General features: G+C 45.2%; 25 protein-coding genes. All 25 read right to left on the bottom strand.

Features of this window, described 5'->3' with window-relative positions; all coding sequences use genetic code 11:
* Window positions 1-2: 2 nt before the first annotated feature.
* The gene (locus tag OA34_RS06395) at window positions 3-281 is read right to left on the bottom strand and encodes a hypothetical protein (protein WP_039673584.1); all 279 of its coding nucleotides are present in this window, start codon (window positions 279-281) and stop codon (window positions 3-5) included.
* A 4-nt stretch (window positions 282-285) separates the two neighbouring features.
* On the bottom strand, window positions 286-624 hold the full coding sequence (locus OA34_RS06400) for a magnetosome protein MamC family protein (RefSeq protein WP_039673586.1): 339 nt from the start codon (window positions 622-624) through the stop codon (window positions 286-288).
* Entirely contained in the window at window positions 621-827 is a 207-nt protein-coding gene (locus OA34_RS06405) for a hypothetical protein (protein ID WP_039673588.1), read from the bottom strand. Before OA34_RS06405 ends, OA34_RS06400 begins: the two co-directional genes overlap by 4 nt.
* Before the next feature lie 3 nt (window positions 828-830).
* Window positions 831-1,547 (bottom strand): ferritin-like domain-containing protein, encoded by a 717-nt coding sequence (locus OA34_RS13615; protein ID WP_286682884.1) that lies wholly within the window; start codon window positions 1,545-1,547, stop codon window positions 831-833.
* Window position 1,548: 1 nt separating this feature from the next.
* A complete protein-coding gene (locus tag OA34_RS06415; RefSeq protein ID WP_039673590.1) occupies window positions 1,549-1,866 on the bottom strand; it encodes an HMA2 domain-containing protein in 318 nt (105 codons plus the stop codon).
* Window positions 1,867-1,925: 59 nt separating this feature from the next.
* The gene (locus OA34_RS06420) at window positions 1,926-4,097 is read right to left on the bottom strand and encodes a heavy metal translocating P-type ATPase (protein ID WP_286682885.1); all 2,172 of its coding nucleotides are present in this window, start codon (window positions 4,095-4,097) and stop codon (window positions 1,926-1,928) included.
* Window positions 4,090-4,575 carry a Fur family transcriptional regulator gene (locus OA34_RS06425; protein ID WP_254377087.1) on the bottom strand — a complete coding sequence of 162 codons (486 nt, stop codon included), beginning with the start codon at window positions 4,573-4,575 and terminating at the stop codon, window positions 4,090-4,092. The genes OA34_RS06420 and OA34_RS06425 overlap by 8 nt, the downstream gene beginning before the upstream one ends.
* 1 nt (window position 4,576) lies before the next feature.
* Window positions 4,577-5,743, bottom strand: a complete 1,167-nt coding sequence (locus tag OA34_RS06430; protein WP_039673592.1) for an Opr family porin — start codon at window positions 5,741-5,743, stop codon at window positions 4,577-4,579.
* A 211-nt stretch (window positions 5,744-5,954) separates the two neighbouring features.
* A complete protein-coding gene (locus OA34_RS06435; protein ID WP_039673594.1) occupies window positions 5,955-6,392 on the bottom strand; it encodes a Dps family protein in 438 nt (145 codons plus the stop codon).
* Window positions 6,393-6,478: 86 nt separating this feature from the next.
* Window positions 6,479-8,941, bottom strand: a complete 2,463-nt coding sequence (gene feoB / locus OA34_RS06440; RefSeq protein ID WP_039673596.1) for a ferrous iron transport protein B — start codon at window positions 8,939-8,941, stop codon at window positions 6,479-6,481.
* Window positions 8,938-9,168, bottom strand: a complete 231-nt coding sequence (locus OA34_RS06445; RefSeq protein WP_039673598.1) for a FeoA family protein — start codon at window positions 9,166-9,168, stop codon at window positions 8,938-8,940. Before OA34_RS06445 ends, feoB begins: the two co-directional genes overlap by 4 nt.
* Complete coding sequence (locus tag OA34_RS06450; RefSeq protein WP_039673600.1) at window positions 9,165-9,587, bottom strand: hypothetical protein; 423 nt, start codon at window positions 9,585-9,587, stop codon at window positions 9,165-9,167. The genes OA34_RS06445 and OA34_RS06450 overlap by 4 nt, the downstream gene beginning before the upstream one ends.
* An 8-nt stretch (window positions 9,588-9,595) precedes the next feature.
* On the bottom strand, window positions 9,596-11,650 hold the full coding sequence (locus OA34_RS06455) for a TonB-dependent receptor plug domain-containing protein (RefSeq protein ID WP_039673601.1): 2,055 nt from the start codon (window positions 11,648-11,650) through the stop codon (window positions 9,596-9,598).
* A gap of 41 nt (window positions 11,651-11,691) precedes the next feature.
* Entirely contained in the window at window positions 11,692-12,000 is a 309-nt protein-coding gene (locus OA34_RS06460; RefSeq protein WP_039673603.1) for a hypothetical protein, read from the bottom strand.
* Entirely contained in the window at window positions 11,997-13,121 is a 1,125-nt protein-coding gene (locus tag OA34_RS06465; RefSeq protein WP_039673605.1) for a PepSY-associated TM helix domain-containing protein, read from the bottom strand. Before OA34_RS06465 ends, OA34_RS06460 begins: the two co-directional genes overlap by 4 nt.
* 6 nt (window positions 13,122-13,127) lie before the next feature.
* On the bottom strand, window positions 13,128-13,763 hold the full coding sequence (locus OA34_RS06470) for a hypothetical protein (RefSeq protein ID WP_039673608.1): 636 nt from the start codon (window positions 13,761-13,763) through the stop codon (window positions 13,128-13,130).
* An 18-nt stretch (window positions 13,764-13,781) separates the two neighbouring features.
* Complete coding sequence (locus tag OA34_RS06475; RefSeq protein WP_039673610.1) at window positions 13,782-15,770, bottom strand: TonB-dependent receptor domain-containing protein; 1,989 nt, start codon at window positions 15,768-15,770, stop codon at window positions 13,782-13,784.
* Between the two features lie 326 nt (window positions 15,771-16,096).
* Window positions 16,097-16,516 (bottom strand): hypothetical protein, encoded by a 420-nt coding sequence (locus OA34_RS06480; RefSeq protein WP_286682886.1) that lies wholly within the window; start codon window positions 16,514-16,516, stop codon window positions 16,097-16,099.
* A gap of 124 nt (window positions 16,517-16,640) precedes the next feature.
* Window positions 16,641-17,348 (bottom strand): energy transducer TonB, encoded by a 708-nt coding sequence (locus tag OA34_RS06485; RefSeq protein WP_039673614.1) that lies wholly within the window; start codon window positions 17,346-17,348, stop codon window positions 16,641-16,643.
* A gap of 15 nt (window positions 17,349-17,363) precedes the next feature.
* Window positions 17,364-17,495 (bottom strand): hemin uptake protein HemP, encoded by a 132-nt coding sequence (gene hemP / locus OA34_RS06490; RefSeq protein WP_039673616.1) that lies wholly within the window; start codon window positions 17,493-17,495, stop codon window positions 17,364-17,366.
* A 24-nt stretch (window positions 17,496-17,519) separates the two neighbouring features.
* Window positions 17,520-17,984: a biopolymer transporter ExbD gene (locus tag OA34_RS06495; RefSeq protein WP_286682887.1), complete on the bottom strand. Its 465-nt coding sequence runs from the start codon at window positions 17,982-17,984 to the stop codon at window positions 17,520-17,522.
* The gene (exbB, locus tag OA34_RS06500) at window positions 17,971-18,396 is read right to left on the bottom strand and encodes a TonB-system energizer ExbB (RefSeq protein WP_039673618.1); all 426 of its coding nucleotides are present in this window, start codon (window positions 18,394-18,396) and stop codon (window positions 17,971-17,973) included. The genes OA34_RS06495 and exbB overlap by 14 nt, the downstream gene beginning before the upstream one ends.
* 67 nt (window positions 18,397-18,463) lie before the next feature.
* Window positions 18,464-19,426: a cation diffusion facilitator family transporter gene (locus tag OA34_RS06505; RefSeq protein ID WP_286682888.1), complete on the bottom strand. Its 963-nt coding sequence runs from the start codon at window positions 19,424-19,426 to the stop codon at window positions 18,464-18,466.
* A 52-nt stretch (window positions 19,427-19,478) separates the two neighbouring features.
* Window positions 19,479-20,642 carry an MFS transporter gene (locus OA34_RS06510; RefSeq protein ID WP_039673620.1) on the bottom strand — a complete coding sequence of 388 codons (1,164 nt, stop codon included), beginning with the start codon at window positions 20,640-20,642 and terminating at the stop codon, window positions 19,479-19,481.
* Between the two features lie 3 nt (window positions 20,643-20,645).
* Window positions 20,646-21,359, bottom strand: coding sequence for a VOC family protein (locus OA34_RS06515; RefSeq protein ID WP_039673623.1), 714 nt, complete (start codon window positions 21,357-21,359; stop codon window positions 20,646-20,648).
* Window position 21,360: the final 1 nt, after the last annotated feature.

Below are 21,360 nucleotides of genomic sequence, written 5' to 3' on the forward strand. Positions count from 1 at the left end.
CGTTACGACTCGTTTGCGGCTAACTCCGCTTTCGCGTCTTCATAACGCTCTTTCATCTCCTCGATACCCGCTTGAAACGCTTGCGTACCTTTGGCAACGGTTTTAAAAAGTGCTTTTTGCGCACTTTCGTTGGTTAAGAGATAAGCACCCAATGCACCCACAAGCGCACCGACGATAAAATGTTTGGTATCAAACGTCCCGAGCAAAGAATCGGGTAAAAGCGTATTGGTTTTGCTCTCTTTTGCGATATAAGGGTTATTGGAAAGGGATGGCTTATCCATAAAATTATTCTCCTTTGAGTGGTGTAGGTAACGCTTCGTTTGCGTTCAAGCTTTTTTCATACAGTTTTTCGACGCCGTAAATACCGGCAACACCTAAAGAGACGGCCGTCAAGACGCCTAAATAGCTATTGCGACCGACGTAATTAGACGCCGCAATCGCGCTAGCGGTTACGATACCGCCTTGAAGCGTCAGCTTAAGCGTATTTTTTAAAGCTTGTTCTTTGCTCATTTTTTCTTGGCGATAGCGGTTGTAATTAAGCGTTCCCGAGACCATGCCCGCTGAAAGCGCACCGCTGAGCGCATGTCCGACCACGCTTCGTTCTTCTCCCGTATCAATCGTCATTGTGCTTCCTCTTTTACCTCTAATTTTTCACTCTTTTTCGACTTGATACACTCGATCGTTCCGTCCACGCTCTTTTTCACGTCTTCGGCAAGCTCTTTGGCTTTATCGACGCCGCTTTTGAGCGTATGTTTAATTGCTTTGCGATTTCCCAACGTATACACGACTGCCGCACCGGCGGCGACTCCTACGATAAACGGTAACATGGCTTACTCCTTTATGGTTTTATCTTCGTTTTTTTGCGTCATTGCACCCAATACACCCGCACCGACCGCTCCGATTAGCGCACCTGCGATAAACGAGAGATTGGTGTTGCTTAAAAGTTTTAACATCTCTTCTTGGCTCATCTGTCCGTTTGCCATCTTGGTTGCCAAAGTGCTCCACTCGTTCACATGTTCGCTTAATTTTTCCATCGAAGCAAGCGTCGCCTCGTCGTTGAACGTCGTTTTGGCAGTTTGCGTTGCGTTCTCTTGGTGTTGAAGGTGACTCGAAAATGCGGGTAAATGATGATTGTACGATGCGGCTTGCAAACGGTAAAAAACTTCTTGTACGTCGGGATAATGTTGCGTATACGAAAGCAAAGTGTCATACACGGCAATGTTGGCGATTTCCGCTTCAACGCCTAAAGCATAAGCTTCTTGAAGCGTTTGAGGTGCCTGAGTCATCCCTTGCCAGCGATTTTCGATCGGCGTAATTTGATGGGCGGCAAAAAGTTCAAGCAAGGCATTTTGATGCCGTTTTTCCGCTTCAACGATAGACGCAAACGGCGGTTTTGCACCGAACGTTTCGATCACGTACATGTACGTTTCATACGCGCGGTATTCATCGTCCAATGCCGTTTTTAAGGCTTGATCGAGAATGGGTTCGGATGAGCGCGGATCGATGCCTAAAGGTTCTAGAGTTGCGGTTTCTTCGATTGATTTCATCTTAGACAAACTCCTTTGATAGCTTTGTTAATACGGCGATAATCTCATCTAAATTCTCGCCTTTGACCAGATTGCTCCAGAGATGATCGGGGAAAAGAGTAGGATCGTACTCGATCGTGATGGAACCTACGATTTTATTGATTTTGAGGCTTTTGATACCCTCGATTTTTTGAGGTAACGCCTCGATGTCTTCGATGCGAACCGTTTCGCCGTGCGACCTAATTTTTGGATCGACACGTACGCGAAGACGTCCTTTAATCTGATGAACGATCGAAAAATAACGACCTAATTCGACAAGTTTTTCAGCGGTAATTTCCATTCGTTGATCCTTTTGATTGCATTCTAAAAATTTATAACTGAAGTCAAACTTAACATTTTTTAAGAATTATTATCATTGTTCCATGCAATCCGCGACGAATTTGCCATGATGCCGACCGTATGGGCGATATGCATCGCGCCGGCAAGCACCGGCGGTAACGCTCCGACCGCGGCAAACGCCACACTTACTAAATTGGTTCCCGTACCGATCCAATAATTTTGATTGATGACACGCAGGCTCTCTTTGGAAAGATCAAAAAGATGTAAAATCGCATCGGGACTGCTATCGGTAACCGCAATATTGGAAACTTCGATCGCCGCTTCGCTTCCTCCGCTCGCAAACGAAATCGCAACGTCGGCTTTACTCATCGCCAACGTATCGTTAATGCCATCACCTACCATGACGACGTTGGTATATCGCGTTTTTAAAGCTTCAACGACGTCGGCTTTTTCTTCGGGCATCACGTTAGCATGCACTTCGTCAAACCCGTACGTACGCCCAAACGCGCGCGCGACCGTCTCTTCGTCGCCGCTTAAAAGCACCAGATGTTGAACGCCCCGTTTACGAAGCCCTTGAAGCATCGCAAGCGTTCCCGCCCTTACCGTGTGTTCTAAGCTCAGAAAGCCCAACAATCGACTCCCGCGTGCAACATACACGACGCTATACCCCTCTAAAAACGCTTGCGAACTTTGTACATGTAAGGATGAAATATCCACGCCGTTTTGCGCCATCCATTTCGCGTTTCCGACTGCAATATCGCCGGCGTGATCTTTGAGTCGTACGCCAAGACCCGCAAAAATGTCGCTCGGATTGTCTTCGTGACATGTAAAGCCTGCCAATGCTGCGGCTTTCGTGATCGCGATGCCGATAGGATGGCTATTGTGGTGTTCGGCAAGGGCGGCGGTACATAAAAGGTCATGCGCTAAAATGCCTTCCGCGCAGATACTCTGAACGAGTTTCGGCTCGCCCGTGGTCAACGTGCCCGTTTTGTCGAAACAAAAGACTTCGCTTTGAGAGACGGCTTCCAAATAGGCACCGCCTTTAATCAAAACACCTTTTTTCGCCCCTTTTGCGATACCCGCACTGATCGCGGTACTCGCGGCGAGTATCGTCGCGCACGGGCAGGACATCACGATCATAACCGAAAATGCGCGTAGCCATGAACCGGTGAGTAAAAAAGTGGCTCCGGTTAAAAACGTGCCTAACGTAAGTAACCGTGCCGCAAGCCGATCGGCGGCGACTTCGCTCGGCGACTTTTGCGCCAACGACGCTTCGACTTTGGCGATCATACGCGCCAAATAGGTCTGCTCGCCCGTCGCGCTCACGCGAATATAAATGCGTCCGCTTTGCATTAAGGTATTGGCGTAAACCGTCTCGTTTAACGTCTTAAATGCCGGCTCACTCCGTCCGTTAATCGCCGATTCGTCGATTTCGGCACTTCCTTCTACGATCATGCCGTCAACCGCAATTCTCTCGCCGCTTCTTGCTACGACGGTATCACCCTCACGGATATCGGAAACATCGGTTTCCACTTCAATCTCATCGACGAGCACGTACGCTTTTTTAATCCCAAGCGCCATCAGTTCGTGAATCTGTTTTTTAGAACGCTCCGCCGTATACTCTTCCAACAACATTCCGCCGCGCAAAATAAAGACAATTTCAAATGCCGCCGTCGCTTCGCCTCCTGCGATCGCCCCTAAAAGCGCGATTGCCATAAACGAATGCAAACTAAAACGTCCGGCTTTAAAATCCGCATACGCTTCTTGTAATAAAGGAATTGCCGCCGCCAATGCCACCAATGCGGTTAAGGGCAGAGGCAACGCGAAAGCGCTTGCGCCGAAAAACGTTTCGGAAACAAACAGATAAAGCGCATAGCCGCAAAGCGCAACAAAACTCCAGATTTTGGATCGCCATGATTGAGGAGAATTGATTTTAGATTCGCAGGCGCTACACGAAGCGCACGAAGGACAATAGAGTGCGGCGGGGGAGGAAACGTGAGGCATTAGCGTAGCGGTTTCAAAGCGTTTTTGCAAAAGATCGATAATCGTTTGAAGCGTCGTTTTCAGCGGATCGAAGTAAACGACTAACGAAGCACAGGCGCGATTGACGCGAAACGAATCGACATGTAAACCTAACAAAGCTTCAAACGCCTTTTCATCTAAGTGCTTAAACGCGCCGTATTTAAAACGCGCACGTCCCGCAACGGAACTTTTAAGTATCATTTCATTCATGGTGACACCTTTCGCATATACCGTACAAAACCATCGTATGGTGAATGCCTGTAAAATGGTGGTGTGCAAGAATCGCTTCTTGCTCGGTTTCGATTACCGGATCGTAAAAAGGAATAATCCGTCCGCACTTCACGCACACCAAATGATCGTGATGAAAGGTGTGTTTTAAACGATACCGTTTGGTTTTTTTCGGAAACGTAACGACGACGCTTGCTAGGTCTAACATTTCTAAAAGTAAAAGCTGTTTGTACACCGTCGCAAGCGAAACGCCGACGCGATGTTCGTTTTTTAAAAGCGTTTGAATTTCTTCGGCACTCAGATGCTTTTGGGTCTTAAAAAGCACTTTCAAAAGCGTCTCTCGTTGATCGGAATGGCGTAATTTAACGCTACATGTCATCTTTTGAAAACGCTTGTAAAAAGCCTCAAACGTTAACGAGGCGTTTTCATCTTCGTTAACGTTTATAAGGTGCTCTTGCATGTTAGAAGGTGTATTGAACGAGTGCTTTAAACGCGTTATAGCTGTCGGATTTTGCGTCGTTGTCGACATTGACGTAAATCAAAGAGGCTTCGAGATTTTTGATAATCTCATAACCGACGCTAAGGTCCAACTCTTTTTCTTTCAAGCTCAAACCCGCATCGTCGTATTTGGTTTGCGCGTAAAGAGCGGAGAGTTTGACGCCTTCGATCTCGTATTCCGCACGAATATAAGGGGTTCTAGCATTGTCATCAAAAATATGGTTACCGTCTTCCAAAGGCATTTGATCGCCGGCTTCGCCTAACCCGCCTAGACCGTCTTTATCGACTTTCACGTAACCAAGTGCAAGCAACGCTCCGGCAAACTCAAATCCCTGTTCGGCTTGCATAAACGAACCGTTTTTAACGTTCACTTCCACCATAGCACCCGATCCGTCGTCTTCTTCGGTGGTCGCGTCGCTGTTAATTTTCGCATAATGAAGCATCGTCGTCGTCTTAAGCGCATCGCTTGGCTCAAGGCTTAACACGGCTTTCATACCGTAAGCACCGAAGAGATTTTCGCCGTAATAGACGTAAGGATTCAACTCCAATGCTTCGATCGGCGTGTATTTGACTTCTAACATGTAAAGACCGTCATCTTCATTGATCTTTCCGAATTTTTCGGAAACTTCGTCAAAGCCTACGACCGCATATTTACGCGCCCAAGCCATCGTAACGACGAGATTTTGGAGAGCACTTAGTTCAACGCTCGCACCTTCGATATAATCGGTCAACCAATTAAAATCGACCGCTTGACGTCCGAGGACGACTTTCCCCATCCCTTCGTGTTCGATTTTGATAAACGCTTCGGAAAGCACGGCATTGTCTTCAATCGCGCCCTCGGCTTTATAGTCACCGTCCTCTTTTTCGCCGATTTTGGCACTGCCGAATCCGCGTACGCCTAAACTAACGCCGTACAACGGAGCCGTTTCAAATCCGATTTCCGTAAAACCGTTGGAAAACCCGCTATCTTTCGTTCCACCTTGATGGTTAGAATATTGCCCGTAAACTCCGACACTTGCCGATATTTCGCCTTGACTTAACGCCTCTTCCAAATTGCCCGCATCCGCCGCAAAACCTAGCGTACCGCCTAAAACCAACGCACCGACGATACGTGAATAGGTATACTTCATCTCTGTTCCTTTATCTTGATAATTGTTATCGTATAATAGACAAAAGGAACTTAATTTCTTATAATATGATTCTTACTATCAAAAAACTCATTTAGTCCTAAAGAATTTTGAACTTTATTTCTAACGCTTAAAGACAAAAAAAGATGCAGTGCGATTCTTATTCTTACATGTAGAAAGCACACGCATAAAAGCGTGTGCCGTTTCAAGAGGCTTAGGCTAAGGTTGCGCGGTACATCCACAACTGTTTTTCAAGTTCGGCAATCTTATCGTCCGCCATAGTCATCGTCGTCGTATCACGTACTTCTTCGGCTAGCGTAGAAAGCTTTTTCCATTGGGCGAGCATTCCTTCAAGTATTTTAGCAATGTTTTCGATCACCTCTTTGACCTCGAAGGATTTTTTCGTCTCTTCTTTGAGCGTCGTTTTCGCCATAATTTCGGAAATACTGACTAAAGGCGCACCGCCTAATTGCAAAATGCGTTCTGCCGTCTCATCGAAGATTTCAGACATGGCGTCGTATAATTTTTCGGTTGCTTCGTGAACCGCAAAAAACTGTAAGCCTTTAACGTTCCAATGGTAATTGTGAATCGTGACATAAAGCACGTGGCTGTCTGCTTGAATCTCTTGTAAGTGTTGAATGACTTTTGACATCGGATACTCCTTATATAGATTTATGATAGTGAAATTATAGCTATTATCTATTAAACAATAATAATTATTAATTGATAATTTAATTTTTAATTTTTTGTGTAAGACCAAGCCTTGATGCGACTTGGAATAAGTCCTAAAACCAGTGCGATACCGACGACGCTCGCATAAAAGTACCCCATAGCTTCCAAACCGCTCCAAGCCAAAGTATTACCGAGAGAAAAAATCACAGACGCCGATACGATACCGAGCGTTATCGGGAAAAAAGTGGCAAAGAACATCCATCGGTAACTATCGGATTGCATTTTGACTACGATCATCGTCGCAATGCACGGCGGCGTTAAAATCATAAAAATTAAAATCGCTACGGCATTGAGCGACGAATAGCCGCCGTTATCGACCATGGCGTCTTCAGCACGCACGGAGCTCGCTTTTGGATTTTCATATAAAGAACCCAGCGTTGCCACAGCACTTTCACGCGCGGCAAACGAACTTAAAAAGGCAACGTTGATTTTCCAATCAAATCCGGCATAACGCGTCAACGGTTCTACGGCGTGTCCGACGATTCCTAAAAAGCTCTTTTCGATCTTTTCGTTTTTGATTTGACGCAAAAGATCTTTGCGGATGTTTGAGAGTTCGCGTAAGGCGTTATTGACGGTTTTTGCCGCTTGATCCGCTTGAGGCTTAATCAAAATAAAAAAATCCGGATAGGTTTTTAAAAATGTTTCATCGACTTTTTTAGCCTCTTCGTTTCCCGATACGATCATGCGTTTTGATTTATACATGTCATAGGCATTTAAAAGGGTTGAAACTTTTTCTCTCGTATCGATTCGAGCATAGTACGTATTGGCGTTCACGTTGCTATCAAAATCGCTCAACGCTTTTTCGACTTTTTCGTCAAACGCACGTTTTGAGCTTGCTTCAAGACCCGGAAATTGCAACAAGGCAAACAAAGCCATCGCTACGACGAGTACGATACTCACGACTTTTTTAACGTACACCCAAACCCTCTGAGCGGCACGCAACAACACGCCCTTAAACGTCGGGAGGTGATAGGGTGGAAGCTCCATCACGAAAGGCGCGGTTTCGCGGGTTCGTAAAAGGGTACTCGTAAGCACTTTAGAGACGATCAAAGCGATAAAAAGCGTTACGGTCGAGATGTAAAACATCATCATTTCCATCTCTTCTTTGAAAAACGCGCCTAATATCAACGTGTAAAACGGTACTTTGGCTAAGCAGTTCATGTAGGGCACCGCCAAAATAGTCGCCATACGCGCTCTCTCATCGGCAATGCCTTTGGTCGACATCACTCCCGGAACGGCGCACCCGCCGACCATCGCACCGCCAAGAACTAAAGGAAGCGTGGATTGGCCGTGCAGACCGAATTTTTTAAAGACGCGGTCTAAGATAAACGCCAAACGCGGCATATAGCCCACATCTTCCATCACGGCGATCATCGCAAACAAGATGAAAAAGACGGGGATATAATTGAGCAAGGCATTGGCACTGTTGAGCATCCAAACGGATAAATCCGTAATCATCGGAACGTTGATCAAATCCGCCGCAGGCAAGTGATCGACGACAAAGCTTTTAAATCCCGCTAACATCGGCCACGTATAATCGGTCAATTTGTAGCCGCCGACGATGGAAAGTTCATAAACCGTGACCATGATCAGCAGTAAAATCGGAAAAGAAAGCCAACGGTTTAAAACGATTTTATCGACTTTGTCGGTTAAAGTCTCTTTGAGGGCTTTAGGATTCAGATAAACGCACTGATGCGCGACAATAGCGGCAGAGTCGTAACGCACTGCCGCTAAATATGCGCTTATCTCTTGACGGTGCGCGGCGCGAAAACGCTCTTGGCATGCTTGCGCCTTTTCCGCCAAACGTCTTGGATCGGAATCTAGTTTTTCGATAAGCGCACGATCTTCTTCTAAAATTTTAATCGCCGCCCAACGCTTATTTAACACCGTATCCACATTGGCTATTGCGGTTTTCATCTCTTGAATAAACGACTCCAACGCTTCGTAATGTAAGGTAAACCTTCGGTCTTGTTCTTTTTGGCGATACGTCGAAAAGACCGCTTGCATGATCGCTTCGGCTCCTTCTCCCTTTGCACCGCTGGCACAAACAACGACTTTACAGCCCAATAACGCTTCCATTTTTATCGTATCGATATGCATTCCTCTGCGCACGGCGACATCCGTCATATTTAAAACGATCACGACGGGCAGACCGATTTCCAGCAATTGAAAGCTTAGGTAAAGATTGCGTTTGAGATTGGACGCGTCTACGATGTTTAAAATCACGTCGGGCGTTTCGTCGTAAAGAAAATTTTTGGCAACGCACTCTTCCAAAGAATACGAACTAAACGAATAGGTACCGGGCAAATCCACTATCTCTATTGTTTCGTTTTGCCGGCTGAAGCGTCCGACCTTTTTATCGACCGTAACGCCCGGATAATTGGCAACATATTGATGAATACCGCTGATAAGGTTAAAAATCGTAGATTTTCCGCAATTGGGTTGCCCCGCTAAAGCGACTCTGATCATAATACTTCCACCTCCACTAAAGCCGCTTCGCTACGTCTGAGACTAATGAAATACGCATGGATACGAAGCTCCATCGGATCGTAAAGCGGTGCTTCACGCACCACTTCAATGTCCGCCCCGACAATAAATCCCATATCCAGTAATTTTTGTTTGAGTTTACCCGTAGAATCAATCTGGATAATTTTACATGTTTGTCCTTGCTTCAAACTGTCCAAATAACGTTTCATTGTGATGATTTAGCCCCGCTGAGTTCCAGATATTTTTGCCACTGTTCGGGCGTTAAAATGGCTTGAAACGCTTTGTACGCATCGATTTTAATGTCGATGGCTTCACGTTTGATCACGGCAATTTGGTCTAAGTAGGCTTTTACGTCCTCTTTGGATTTGCCTTGGCGTAGGAGTTTTTGCACGTGTTTCTCAAGCCCGAACGCTTCGTTCGTTTTAGCTTGGTAATTGACATGCATCAACGGTTGAACCTCTTCCATAATACGCACCATCTGTTCGCTACTGACCTCTATTTGACCGCTTTTGATCATTTGCCCCGGCATCGTTAAGACTATTAAATCGTTGATAATGAGGTTGTCGTTTTTCTCTTGTGCGTTAAGTCCGACCCATAAAAAAAGGATCGCTAAGAGATATTTTTTCATTCGATCTCCTAAAATTTGTAGTTAAACCCGACATAATACGCCGCTTCAGGCAACAATCCCAAATATTCGGGCGTCTCTTTTTGGAAGATATTGTCGATGCCCGCAAAGAGGTCGGTATGGTAAAAAACCTCTTTGGCGATCACTTTGACGTTTGTAACACTAAAACCGCCCACCTGTTCATCGTCCGTTCCTCTTTGTTCGCCGACGTATTTGGTCGTGGTGCGAAATTCAAGGTTTTTGATCGGCTTGTAACTCAACGAAATGCTAGCGATTCTCTCGGGCACGTCGGAGAGTTTTGTAGCGTCGGTTTTGTTTTTTGCGTCTTGATAGGTGTAACCCAGTTGCATCCATACCGTCTCACTCAGCCCCACGTCAAACGTCGTCTCAACGCCTTTGATTTCGCTGTCGCTGATGTTTTCGAAGGTGTTGTAATTGGTGTAAGAGACTTGGGAGATGCGATCATCAATCTTCGTATCAAACGCCGCCACATCCAATATCCAACCCTCGCCGTGTGCCACAAAGCCGACTTCCGTCGTATCGCTCGTTTCCGATTTGAGATCGTACGTGCTTGTTTTTCCCGCACTCGTGTCAATGACCGTTGCGCCTAACATCTTTTTACCGTTGGGATTGGTCTGATCGACGTAAAGTTCTCGATCATCGGGGCTTCGAAAGCCTTGCGCGTAACTGGCTCTAAGTTTTACGCTCTCTAACAGATCGTAGGTTGCGCCGATGCTTAGCGAAGTCTCCTCTTCATCGGTGGAGGTGCTATCGTAACGCACGCCGTAAACTACATGTAACTTTTCAAACGGCGTCGTCTCATGCTGAATAAAAGCACCCGTGTAAGTGCGATCATCTACGTCGTAGGCAGTTGACGTGACGTTATGGATGCGATGCTCCGCCCCCGTAACAATGCGGTTTTGCTCATTGATCGTCCATGTGAGTTGCGCATCGTTGGTGAGATACTCCAACGTGGAGATATTTAAGCTCGAAAGCGACGCTTCCAGCGAGCTGTATCCTAGCTCACTCCACAACGGCGTATAGACTTTTCGATCTTTTTCGTACTTCGAGTAGGCAAGATTGTACGTTACATGTAAAGAGTCGCTTGGCGTATAATCAAATCCCGTCGCAAGGTTAAAACGCTGATTGTCGTCGTATTGGTGGGCAGGAATGTACTTTGCCATAATCGTATTGCTACCGTTTTTATAATTCGTCGCATAACTCTCGCTGACGTAAAGCCCGTCTTTTTGCTCATCGAGAAAACTTCCTTCCACGTATGCGGTAAAAAAGTCGCTAAATTCATACGATAAGGACATTCCGACGTTTTTCGTTTCCAAATTGTCGGTGTAGTCGTTGCTGATGCCGTAGCTATCTTTGAGCGCACTTCGCAGTTTGCCAAAAGAGCTCGTAGAAGCACCGCTCAATGCCGAGGGCGATTTTTCGACACTGCTTTGCATCACTTTCACATCGGTCGTTTTCGATTTTGTATACGCGTCGCGGTTAAGATAGTTGGCGTACAGGCTGTAGGAGAGTTTCTCCTCTTTGCCGGAGACAAACAGATCGGCACCTGCTTTATCGCTGCCGCCGACCATTGAGATATTACCGCTTACTGTTTCCGTGGAGGGTTTTTTCGTGATGATGTTAATGACACCGCCCATCGCGTCACTTCCGTAAAGCAAAGCGGAGCTTCCTTTGAGAATTTCGATGCGCTCGATCATCCCTGAAGCAATGCGTTCCAACTCATAAGTTTTGGAAAATTCGCCATTCACCCGTTTGCCGTCAATTAATAAAAGCGTGTCGGAGTGTCCCATACCGCGAATACTGATCGTCTTACCCGAAGGTGCGACGTAAAGCCATGGTGCGGCGTTTAAAACCTCGGAGAGATTACTCGCCCCTGAATTTTCGATGGTTTCAGACGTAATGACCTCGACATGCGTGGTCTGATCTTCCACGCTCTTTTCACTTTTCGTTCCAACGGTCACGATCTCATCGAGAAGTTGTATCTCGTTCGCATAGAGGCATGAGCTTGCAACAAAGCTCGATAAAAGGCATAAACGTCTCTTCATCTTACAACTCCTTTGTGTTGACATGTAACGTTATAAAAGCACTACTTCAAGATCGAACGGCTTGGAATGCTCAGTGCATGACCGTCCCCGCCGTCGAAAATAACCGTGTACTCCCCTTGCGGTTTTTGAAAGCTCGCTTCACTGTTTTGATCAAACTTACGCTCCAAAATGACTTTTCCGTCTTGCACTACTTTAAGCGCAATGCCCGTAGCACTCGATCCATCGCTGTAACCCGCTTCGCAACCGATCGTTCCGTCGGCATTTTCCATACAATTCATCAATGCCGTATGCGCAAACGAAGTAGCCGTTAAGCCCACTAAAATCGCACTCGCGATCACTCTTTTTTTCATGGTAAGAACTCCTTGTTTTTTCGTTTTTGACGTTTTTTTCCAAGATAAAGCATCCACCCCGTAACGACGAAAAGTACCGTACTTAAAGAGGCGATAAACACGCCGATACGACCGAACACACCGAAAAATGCTCCGCTGTGCACGGAAGACATACTTTTCATCCACTTTGCCTCTATCGGCAAATCGTCGTATGCTTGCGTCGAAACGATGCGCATTCGTTGCGTATCGATGAGAAGCGTATTGAAAGCGTCGGGATGCCGTGCTTCTTCGTTTACATAGCGTATCACCGCATTTTTACCCGCTAAAGTAAGCATCACATCCGCACTTTTAAACGAAGGAACCTGCGTGCAAAATAGTTGCCATGCGTCGTCCAAACGATTGACATGTAAAGGCTCGGCAACTTTGTTCGTATCGCCGTTTGGCGGCTTGGTGCCTCCGCGTTTCATCGGAGCTTCCGTACCGCTGAGCGTATGCAATGCTTGCGCATACCACCCGTACGACCAATAAAGTCCGCTAAGGCATATCAAAAGATACCACGGGACGATCCACATTCCCAAAGCGCAATGAAGCCGGTAGATAAAAGCTCTCCCTTTCTTCGTAAAATCGATTTTCAAAGCGGCAAAAAAATGCCGTTTTAGACTCCCCCAATAAAGATAAATGCCCGAGACGACCAAAAGCAAAAACGCGATCGTCGTGAGTGCAACGACGTTTTTACCGAGCTGATCAAGCATCAAACTGCGATGCAAACGGTTCATAGCGGCAAAAAAACGCATCCCTTTCATCAACGTGACGTCGCCTTTTAGAGGATCGATCGCGTAGTACATTCCTTCATGCCCTTTTTGACCGGGCTGAATGATCCACACCCAAGGCAAAGTGCGTGCTTCGTCATAGCGAATATGAGAGATTTTCGCTTTAGGATACGCCGCTTGAGCAACTTCTAAAATCTGACTCGGCAGATAGTTTTTTACACGCGCATCGTTTACATGTAAGCTTTGTGGGTTTAGCCACGAAAGAATCTCCTCTTGAAAGGACAAAACGGCACCGCTGAGCGCCGTAATGCTTAAAAACAGGAAGAGAAATATCCCTAAAAACCAGTGAATCCAAAACCAAAATTTTCGCATAACTGCTTATTTAACGCTAAAGTGCAAGGTCATAACGTAGTTGGTCTGCTCGTACGTTTTTCCGTTGACTTCACCTTTGGTTTTGTCGGTGTAATCAAGTTGTGCGACGTAATCTCCAAGCCAAGGAGTCTGCAACGTCACTTTTCCCGCTTCATCGCTCATAAAGTTTTTGCTCCATGTATTGGGTGCGGTTAGAACGACTTTTGTTTTAGGAAGCGGTTTGTTGTTGAGCATTAGGGTAAAGGTATTGCTATGAGAAGCTTCGGGCACCATATCGAGTTCTAAAAGCGTTTTGCTCTCGCTTCGACCTTCACGGGCTAAAAAGATCGTGCGCACGGTAAAATCAACCATTTTACCCTTGCGCGGTTCCATCGCTTCGGTAAGACCGATGTCGCCTACTTTGTTGACAAAAACTTCGACATGATCGTTTTGGCGAACGGTTTTAAGGTACGCCTCTTTAGGGCTAATGTCAAATCCTTTAATCGCCTCTAGTCTTTTTCCATCCGCTTTTTCTTTAAAATTGGGCCAGTGACCAAAATAGGCGTTCATGACGCTTCCCTCACGCTCCAACCAGAGTTGATGCGCCGATAACGGGACAGATAGCCCAACGATTGCTATGAGTGTTAATAAACTTTTTTTCATGTTTTCTCCTTAAGATGTTTAAAAGACGTATTTAAAGGAAGCGCGAAATTCGCGACCGATCTCTTCGACCAAGGTATCGCCGTTTTCAAGCGACGTTTGGGCATAGTACTCTTTATCGAAGATATTATTAACCGCAAAATGGAGCGTTAGGTTTTTAAGCGATGCGGGTTGATACTGCATGGAAATGTCATGAACGGCGTAGCCTGGTCTCTCAAGCGTTCCAGAGGGGACATTATCAAACGCATTAACCGCCGTTAAGGTATAGCCTAGTTGCACCTGAGGCGTTATCTCCCATGCGGTGTCCCAAACCATCGTATCACCAATAGAAGCGGCTAAACGTCTGGTGTTCAAAATGGCATTTCCCTCTTCGTCTTCAACATCCGCATGGATAAAACTCAGCGAGGTTTTTATCGGGGAAAGGGCATAGGTCGCTTTGAGCTCATACCCTTTTGAGATAACATCACTATCAAGGTTGTAGAGATCATTAATGCGCCATTGACTGCCTGATTTTTGGATTAAGTTGGAAAGGGTGGTTTTAAAAAGGCTAACACCTGTGCTTACACGGTCGTTTTCACGCAAAAGGCTTGTCGTTTTATAGCGTAAGCCTCCCTCAATTTGCTTGGAAGTCTCTGGCTCTAATGTGCCGTTTAAAGAACCGTTAAACGTTGTAGCCGTGGTCACATTTGAGAGCCACTGCACGGGAACGATACTTCCGATTTTGATCGATTCACTGTAATTCGTAAATGCGCTTAACCCATCATAAATCTCGACTTCTGCACCGACATTTGGAGAAAATTCATGCCCCGTAATCTCACGATTTGAGCCGTATTCAATCGAATAATCATCCAAACGTACGCCGTATTTGAGTGTGAGAATGTGATACGTTGAGTTTCCCTGAGCAAACACACCCACGGTTTGAGAGGTATTGGTCACTTTACTGCCATCAACGCTATTGGCTTTGGTAATGCCATCTTCCACGTCATAATCCGCGCCAAGTGTAAACAGATGGTTGAGTTCGCCCGTAGTGAGCGAAACACTGTTTTTAACATTGCCTCCGTAATTTTTACTCGTCACATCCATACCGCTGGTTTTATTTTCCAAGTTGCGGTCGTTGTAGTAGAGATTGGTTTTAAGATCGATCCAATCGCTTGCTGGATTGTAGCGATGATCTACCGTATACGTATCGCGCGTCGTAACCATGCGATTGGTTGCTTGGCTTGCCTTAGGTGCACCCATATCGCTACCTGCACTACCTGCAATATAATACCCATCATTTTTCGTATGCGTTGCGCCAAGTTTTAAGCTGTGCTCGTAGTAATCCAGTAAGCTATATTTGATAAAATAGTTTTGATCTTTCACAGCCGTATTAAGCGCATCACCGCCATCACCCGTGCGATAATCTTCTTGATGCACCCCTGAAACATCGACCAACAAACCGCTGTTGTCACTTAGGCGACCGTACACCGAAGTGCCCCCACTGTACCCTTCAGACGCACTGTAATATCCACCGCGAATCGCCGCACCTACGTCTTGGTCTTTGCGAAGCAGATCTTGGGCATCCACCGTTTCAAAAGCAATGCTGCCGCCCAAGGCTCCATTTCCTTTATCCGCACCCGCAATGGTTGAGACCTCCACACTTTTAAGAAGTGAGGGATCAATGCTTCCAATATCACCCATATGTTGGTACAAACTTCCGCCCTGCTTGGCGCCATCAATCGTGATGTTCAGGTTTGTACCTTCAATACCGCGAAGGTAAACACGTTGAGCGTTTCTAGCTCCACCGCCGATACTGATAGAGGGTTCATCTTTAAACACCTCTTTCATCTCTTTAGCTTGATTCTTCTCCAAGCTCTCCTGCGAAATGATCTTCGCTTCGCCGATACCGCTTAGCTCCTCTTCCATCAGCGTAATGCTCTCTAAGGTTACAAAGGCGTCTGCCGAGAGAATCTGTGGAATGACGTACAATACCGCCGCCAAACTCATCTTTAAAACATCGTTTTTACACATACTGTCTCCTCCATCTCTATAACCTATTTTGTTCACGTTGTTTTGAATCATGAAGTAAAAATAAGGGTGATAACCGGTTGTTATTAAGAGTATGGCTGGCTGAGTTAAAACGTGGCTGGCTTTTTCTTTAACGGATGTCACATTATAAAGATTCCAAACTTAATGTTCTATAAGTTTGATAATCTTTATCATTCTATGAACTCTAAAATCTTTCGAAAATGCGTTAACCGTGGGATTTTTTTAAACGTGATATTTTTTAATGCGTTAATTATTTTTTAAAAAAGCTTATTGTTTTCATCGTTAAAAAGTATCTAAAGAGACACGATTCAGAAAGAAAACATCGTTTGAGAGAGAATAACGATGCCCACCATCAATGCAAACATCATATGATGGTAAACCGTCTTGATTTGACGCTTTTTGTCACCCGTAAAACGGTGCATAATGAGTGGAGCACCGAAAAACATCGCGATCACAATCAATCCAAACGTCATTTTGACATGTAAGAGTATGTTTATCGGTTCAAAATACGTGTAAGCTAAAAAAAGTCCGCTCAAAAGTAAAATCGTATTGTTGATTTTTCCCATCAACCGCGTACGAGTCGAAAGAGCATTTTCCATTGCCTCAAATTGCATACTATCGAATGCCAAACGCGCTTGCGGTAAGATAAAATTCCGAAAATAGACGCATCCTATAAATAAGATTGCCGAAGCAATATGCAAAAGCTTTGCCGTAACGAGAAAATTCATCATCCGTCTCCTGAAAAAACTAGGACAAAGTATAGCCTTTTTTCTCAGTAATTTTGATTGTTTTAATACCTATTTTTTCGTCATATTTCAAAGGATTGCTTACAAGTTTAACGCAATGTGCTTTTTATTTAAATTTAAACGCGATCGGTAAAATAACCGTACTTAAGCTTTTGGGCTTAGGGAGCAAATCGCCTTTAAGCTTTAACGCTGCTTCCAATGCCGCGTCGTCTAAAACGGATTTTCCGGAGCTTTGATGAATCGTCACACCGACGAGCTTACCGTCCGTATCGATAACAAGTGCCACGTGAACGACGCCCGTCCAATTCATACGTCTTGCGATATTAGGATAGACAAGGCGCGCCAAAACTTTATCGCGAATAATTTCAAAATCGGTTTTGACGTAAGGTTCACTTTGCGTACTTGTCGGCGTTGCAACAGGAGAAGGCGTTGCGACAACCGGAGTAGGCGTACTTTGAGTTACCGCTTCTTGCACAGGCTCGGGAACCGGAGTTGGGACGACTTCGTGTTGAACCGATTTTGGCTTGGGAATCGGTTTTGGTTTGACGGGTTCTATAGGTTTAATAGGCTCTATTTTTTTGACTTCTTGTTGGACGATGGGCTCAGGCGGCGGTGGAGTCGGTTCTACCGGTGTCGGAGCGACACGCTCGATATTGGATATTTCTAATACGACAGTTTTTGACGACGTCAGTTCAATACTTTTAGGATACAAAACGTAAAAGTAAAACACTATAACGCTGGCATGAAGAAAAAAAGAGAGCAGCAACGCCCGACCTTCATATGTTTTTTGAATCGTATACGTTCCGTAAGCCATCTCTTTTTCCTCCTTTTATTTTGTTAATATCAACTTATCGTCTTTTGTGATACGTAAAATATAAACATTCCCGTTATGAATAATCGTGACGGTTTTTTCTTCTCCAAAAAGTATTTTAGACTCGATTTTTTTACTTTCGTTACTCACAAACGCTTCCTCATGTATCACAGTCTAATGATTTTCCAAAGAGTGTCTTTTTCTTTCATGCTCGGCTCTGCCTCGACTATCACCGTGATGAAAGTCGTTTCCTCGCTGATTCGGTTTATTGACGACCATTCCCATTTTCTCAATCTCTTTCGCTTTGAGAAGATCAACCACGTAGATAAAATCTTCGTAAGCCGCCATTTTATCTGCACTCAGTGCCACTGTATCTTCTTTGGTAAGGTCGGAAAGCTTTTCCTCAAGAGCGTCTTTATCGGTCTGTTCTCCGTTAACGAAAAACTGATGATCCTCAGTAATACCGATTTCAAAAAACTTCGGTTCTACTTTCGAAACATTGCTGGCTTGCGGTAACATAATTTCTATTTTACCCAGAGCAATAAACGACGAAACGGTTAAAACGATGGTTAAGAGCACCAACATAATGTCGATCAAAGGAACGACGTTAATACCCTCTACCCTCTTAAGCGACTTCATCTTCCCACTCACTCATCGCAACATCCAGCTTACGTAAAAAAGCTCCGTAAATCATTGTTGAAGGAATCGCTACAATGAGTCCTGCTGCCGTAACTTTCAGCGCAAGAGCAAGTCCTACGATAACTTTTGAGGTATCTAATGCTCCCCCACTCATTCCGATATCGTAAAACACCACCATAATACCGCCGACCGTTCCTAAAAGTCCCACATAAGGAGCGTTCGAGCCGATTAAAGAAATCAGCGTCAAATTTTTAGAGAGATCGCGCTCAAGCTTATTCTTACTTGCATACTGTTTAACGTTTATAGCCCTGAAAAAAAACCAACGTTCCAATGCGTAACCCACCACTAAAATGCTCATAAAAAGCAAAATTCCAAGCGCACCGTAATCCACGGCTAATTTAATGTTTTCCATTGTGCCCCATATGTTGTAATAACCATTATCATAATGATAGGCTTTTAGAACTTAATTTTGTATGAAATCAATAACATTTATCATTTATTCTAAAAGAAACCGGTGTTTCGACCTCAAGCTGAATCGTACTATGTGCTATTTCAAAGCTTTTTACCAAAAAGAGATTGATCGCGTGAATCATGTCGTTGGAAGATGCTTTCGTCCACGATTTAATACGAATATGCGCGGTAAAACAATAATACCGATGGCTAATTTCCCAACAGTGTATATCTTCGATACCCGCAATAAACGTAAAATGTTCCAAAAGCGCTTTTTCAATTAACGCCGTATCCAAAGGCGAACCCTCTAAAAGCGTATGAGAAGCATCTTTAATTAAACTCCATGACCATCGCACGATGGCAAGGCTGACTAAAAGGGCGATCAAAGCATCTAAACTATACCATTGCGTATAATAAATGACGATTGTCCCGAGGATAATCGCTACCGAAGAGAGTGCATCGGTTAACATATGTAAAAAAGCCGATTTGATATTAAGATTGTCATGATCGGCTTTGTATAAAATCCAACCGGTTACGATATTAACCAAAAGTCCTAAAACCGCAACGCCTAAAGTCACTTCACTGAGGATACGTTGAGGAGTTGCCAAACGTTCAATCGCTTCATAGACGATCCAAACAACGGAAAAAGCGATGCTAAGCCCATTAATCAATGCCGCTAAAATCTCGGCTCTAAAATAACCGAACGACTTCTCTTTCGTCGCTTTTTTCGTCGCAATAATCATCGCAAACAACGATAAAGCCAAAGCAAACGCGTGCGTGAACATGTGAATACCGTCCGATACGAGTGCCAAAGAATTAGCATAAAGTCCGCATGCAATTTCCGCTATCATCACGCTAAAGGTGATACCCAAAGAGAGTTTCAAGGCTTTTTGATCGGTCTTCGCATCGTGAGTATGATGGTGAGCATGTCCATGCAAAGATACGTGTTGCCTCACAAGAGGCATATGATGATGTTCCAAGTGAGCTACCATAAAAAATCCTTTTAAAAAGTGTCTTGAACAATGCGAAGTTGACTAAAATCTCTTAAACATGCGATTTTCTAAACGCAAAGACGACCAAAAGCGCAAACGCGACTGCGGCAAATACGAACGGAACGATCGGATCGATCTTATACAAAAGCGTGCTAGCCATAGGTCCTACGATCATGCCCATGCCTTGTGCCGAAGAGACGGTTCCCGCCGCGGCACCTTGTTCTAATTCGCTTACGTTATTGGCGGCTAACGCCTGAAATGCGGGAAAAATAAAGCCCATACCGAACGTTGCGACGCAAAATCCGATGCCAAGAGGTATCAGCGTATGCGTCACGGAAATAATGCCGTACCCCAGCGCCGCGATGATTCCGCCCATACGCAACCACATGTAAGGCGTAACGCGCGTTTGCTTGGAGACAAAAATTTGAGCGACGATAAAGCAGATACCGACTAACGATAAGATAATGCCCGTCACTTTTGCCGTTTCGCTCGCATCTAACGCCAAGGTATCCAGCACGAAAAAGCCTAAGCAAACCTGTGAGGTCACCACGCTGTACATCGTCAAAAATGCCGCAATCATCGCTAAACGTAACCGTGCGTCGCTCCATCTGGGGTGCGGTATTTCTTCGACGTGATGTTTAGGCGTTTTAGGAATCGTTTTGTAGACCAAAAATGCGGCGATCATCGGTAAAATCGCAAACGTGTAGAGCGGAACCTGCAAGCCGTAAACGGCTAAAAATCCCCCAAGAGCCGGTCCTAAAATCATACCGATACCGTTGGATGCTCCCAGTTTCGCCATATAACCCGTTCGATTTTGCGGGTCGATCTTATCGGCGATCAGTGCACTAGAGACGGCGGGAATCGCCGCATAAAAAACGCCGATCGATCCTCTAACCAAAACGATCGTACTCAATGAAATTGCCAATGCGGGCACGTTAAAGAGGGCATAATCGACAAATACCGCCAAGAACAGGTACGAAATCCCAACCCCTAAAACGCCGATCAGTAAAATCGGTTTTCGACCGATACGATCGCTTTTCTTCCCCCAATAGCGCGCCATCACGACCCATAAAATCCCCGCTAACGCCACACTGAGTCCCGCATGCCACTCTTGCATACGAAGCGCACGAATCAAAGGCCCTACGACGGCTAAAAACGCCATCATCGCGGCAACGCACAATATATTTACGACCATTAAAGTCTTCATCTCTTTCATACCCTACTCCGTCAAAATGCCGTAGCCTGCAAGCGGTTTCAACGCTTTAGCATACGTGTGATCAAAAAAAACACCCTCATGAGAAGAACTCAGTACGACGTCGTATGCACCGATTGCGACGCGAAATCGATCGTTTTCGTACGATAACGTCTTGTCTGCGATCAGCGTCATCTCTTTGATATGCGGTTTTTCCCAGCGGTAACACACTTTTTGAATCGAATTAATGCCGTTTGGATGCTCGCAAAAAAGCGGATGCGGTACGACGTGAGGGGTATAATCGGAGATCAAGAACGGAAGCTCAAAGCACTTGGGCGCAAACAATTCCCACGAAACGAGATCGTTTTCGCAATTGACCTTAGACATGGCTATGAGCCGACTAAAATCACCTTTTGAAGCAAGTTTCGCACGATAGGCTCGTGCGTCTCCCACGCCGATCGCCCAGTCCAAGATGCACTTTTTGGCACCGATAAAATGTGCCACGCGCGCACCGAAATAGCCCAAAATAAAGCTCAAATGCGTTACATGTAAGAAAGATAAAAACCACGGAAACGTTGAAGGCGCCAAAAGCTCAAGATACGGCCCTTCTTTAAAATAAATCAATGCGTTGTACTGCTTTTTCCCCGCCCTGCCGGGGCATACCCGAAATCCCGCTTTTTCAAAATCGTTAATCGCTTCATCCAACGAATCGACCCGAATTAAAATATGATCCAAATGCATT

Source organism: Sulfurospirillum sp. MES, assembly GCF_000789415.1.
Lineage (GTDB): Bacteria > Campylobacterota > Campylobacteria > Campylobacterales > Sulfurospirillaceae > Sulfurospirillum > Sulfurospirillum cavolei.

Bases quoted from the DNA above. Each gene is read 5' to 3' on its own strand.
- OA34_RS06395 (WP_039673584.1), bottom strand. From the start codon at position 281: ATGGATAAGCCATCCCTTTCCAATAACCCTTATATCGCAAAAGAGAGC.
- OA34_RS06400 (WP_039673586.1), bottom strand. From the start codon at position 624: ATGACGATTGATACGGGAGAAGAACGAAGCGTGGTCGGACATGCGCTC.
- OA34_RS06405 (WP_039673588.1), bottom strand. From the start codon at position 827: ATGTTACCGTTTATCGTAGGAGTCGCCGCCGGTGCGGCAGTCGTGTAT.
- OA34_RS13615 (WP_286682884.1), bottom strand. From the start codon at position 1,547: ATGAAATCAATCGAAGAAACCGCAACTCTAGAACCTTTAGGCATCGAT.
- OA34_RS06415 (WP_039673590.1), bottom strand. From the start codon at position 1,866: ATGGAAATTACCGCTGAAAAACTTGTCGAATTAGGTCGTTATTTTTCG.
- OA34_RS06420 (WP_286682885.1), bottom strand. From the start codon at position 4,097: ATGAATGAAATGATACTTAAAAGTTCCGTTGCGGGACGTGCGCGTTTT.
- OA34_RS06425 (WP_254377087.1), bottom strand. From the start codon at position 4,575: ATGCAAGAGCACCTTATAAACGTTAACGAAGATGAAAACGCCTCGTTA.
- OA34_RS06430 (WP_039673592.1), bottom strand. From the start codon at position 5,743: ATGAAGTATACCTATTCACGTATCGTCGGTGCGTTGGTTTTAGGCGGT.
- OA34_RS06435 (WP_039673594.1), bottom strand. From the start codon at position 6,392: ATGTCAAAAGTCATTCAACACTTACAAGAGATTCAAGCAGACAGCCAC.
- feoB (WP_039673596.1), bottom strand. From the start codon at position 8,941: ATGATCAGAGTCGCTTTAGCGGGGCAACCCAATTGCGGAAAATCTACG.
- OA34_RS06445 (WP_039673598.1), bottom strand. From the start codon at position 9,168: ATGAAACGTTATTTGGACAGTTTGAAGCAAGGACAAACATGTAAAATT.
- OA34_RS06450 (WP_039673600.1), bottom strand. From the start codon at position 9,587: ATGAAAAAATATCTCTTAGCGATCCTTTTTTTATGGGTCGGACTTAAC.
- OA34_RS06455 (WP_039673601.1), bottom strand. From the start codon at position 11,650: ATGAAGAGACGTTTATGCCTTTTATCGAGCTTTGTTGCAAGCTCATGC.
- OA34_RS06460 (WP_039673603.1), bottom strand. From the start codon at position 12,000: ATGAAAAAAAGAGTGATCGCGAGTGCGATTTTAGTGGGCTTAACGGCT.
- OA34_RS06465 (WP_039673605.1), bottom strand. From the start codon at position 13,121: ATGCGAAAATTTTGGTTTTGGATTCACTGGTTTTTAGGGATATTTCTC.
- OA34_RS06470 (WP_039673608.1), bottom strand. From the start codon at position 13,763: ATGAAAAAAAGTTTATTAACACTCATAGCAATCGTTGGGCTATCTGTC.
- OA34_RS06475 (WP_039673610.1), bottom strand. From the start codon at position 15,770: ATGTGTAAAAACGATGTTTTAAAGATGAGTTTGGCGGCGGTATTGTAC.
- OA34_RS06480 (WP_286682886.1), bottom strand. From the start codon at position 16,516: ATGAATTTTCTCGTTACGGCAAAGCTTTTGCATATTGCTTCGGCAATC.
- OA34_RS06485 (WP_039673614.1), bottom strand. From the start codon at position 17,348: ATGGCTTACGGAACGTATACGATTCAAAAAACATATGAAGGTCGGGCG.
- OA34_RS06495 (WP_286682887.1), bottom strand. From the start codon at position 17,984: ATGAAGTCGCTTAAGAGGGTAGAGGGTATTAACGTCGTTCCTTTGATC.
- exbB (WP_039673618.1), bottom strand. From the start codon at position 18,396: ATGGAAAACATTAAATTAGCCGTGGATTACGGTGCGCTTGGAATTTTG.
- OA34_RS06505 (WP_286682888.1), bottom strand. From the start codon at position 19,426: ATGGTAGCTCACTTGGAACATCATCATATGCCTCTTGTGAGGCAACAC.
- OA34_RS06510 (WP_039673620.1), bottom strand. From the start codon at position 20,642: ATGAAAGAGATGAAGACTTTAATGGTCGTAAATATATTGTGCGTTGCC.
- OA34_RS06515 (WP_039673623.1), bottom strand. From the start codon at position 21,359: ATGCATTTGGATCATATTTTAATTCGGGTCGATTCGTTGGATGAAGCG.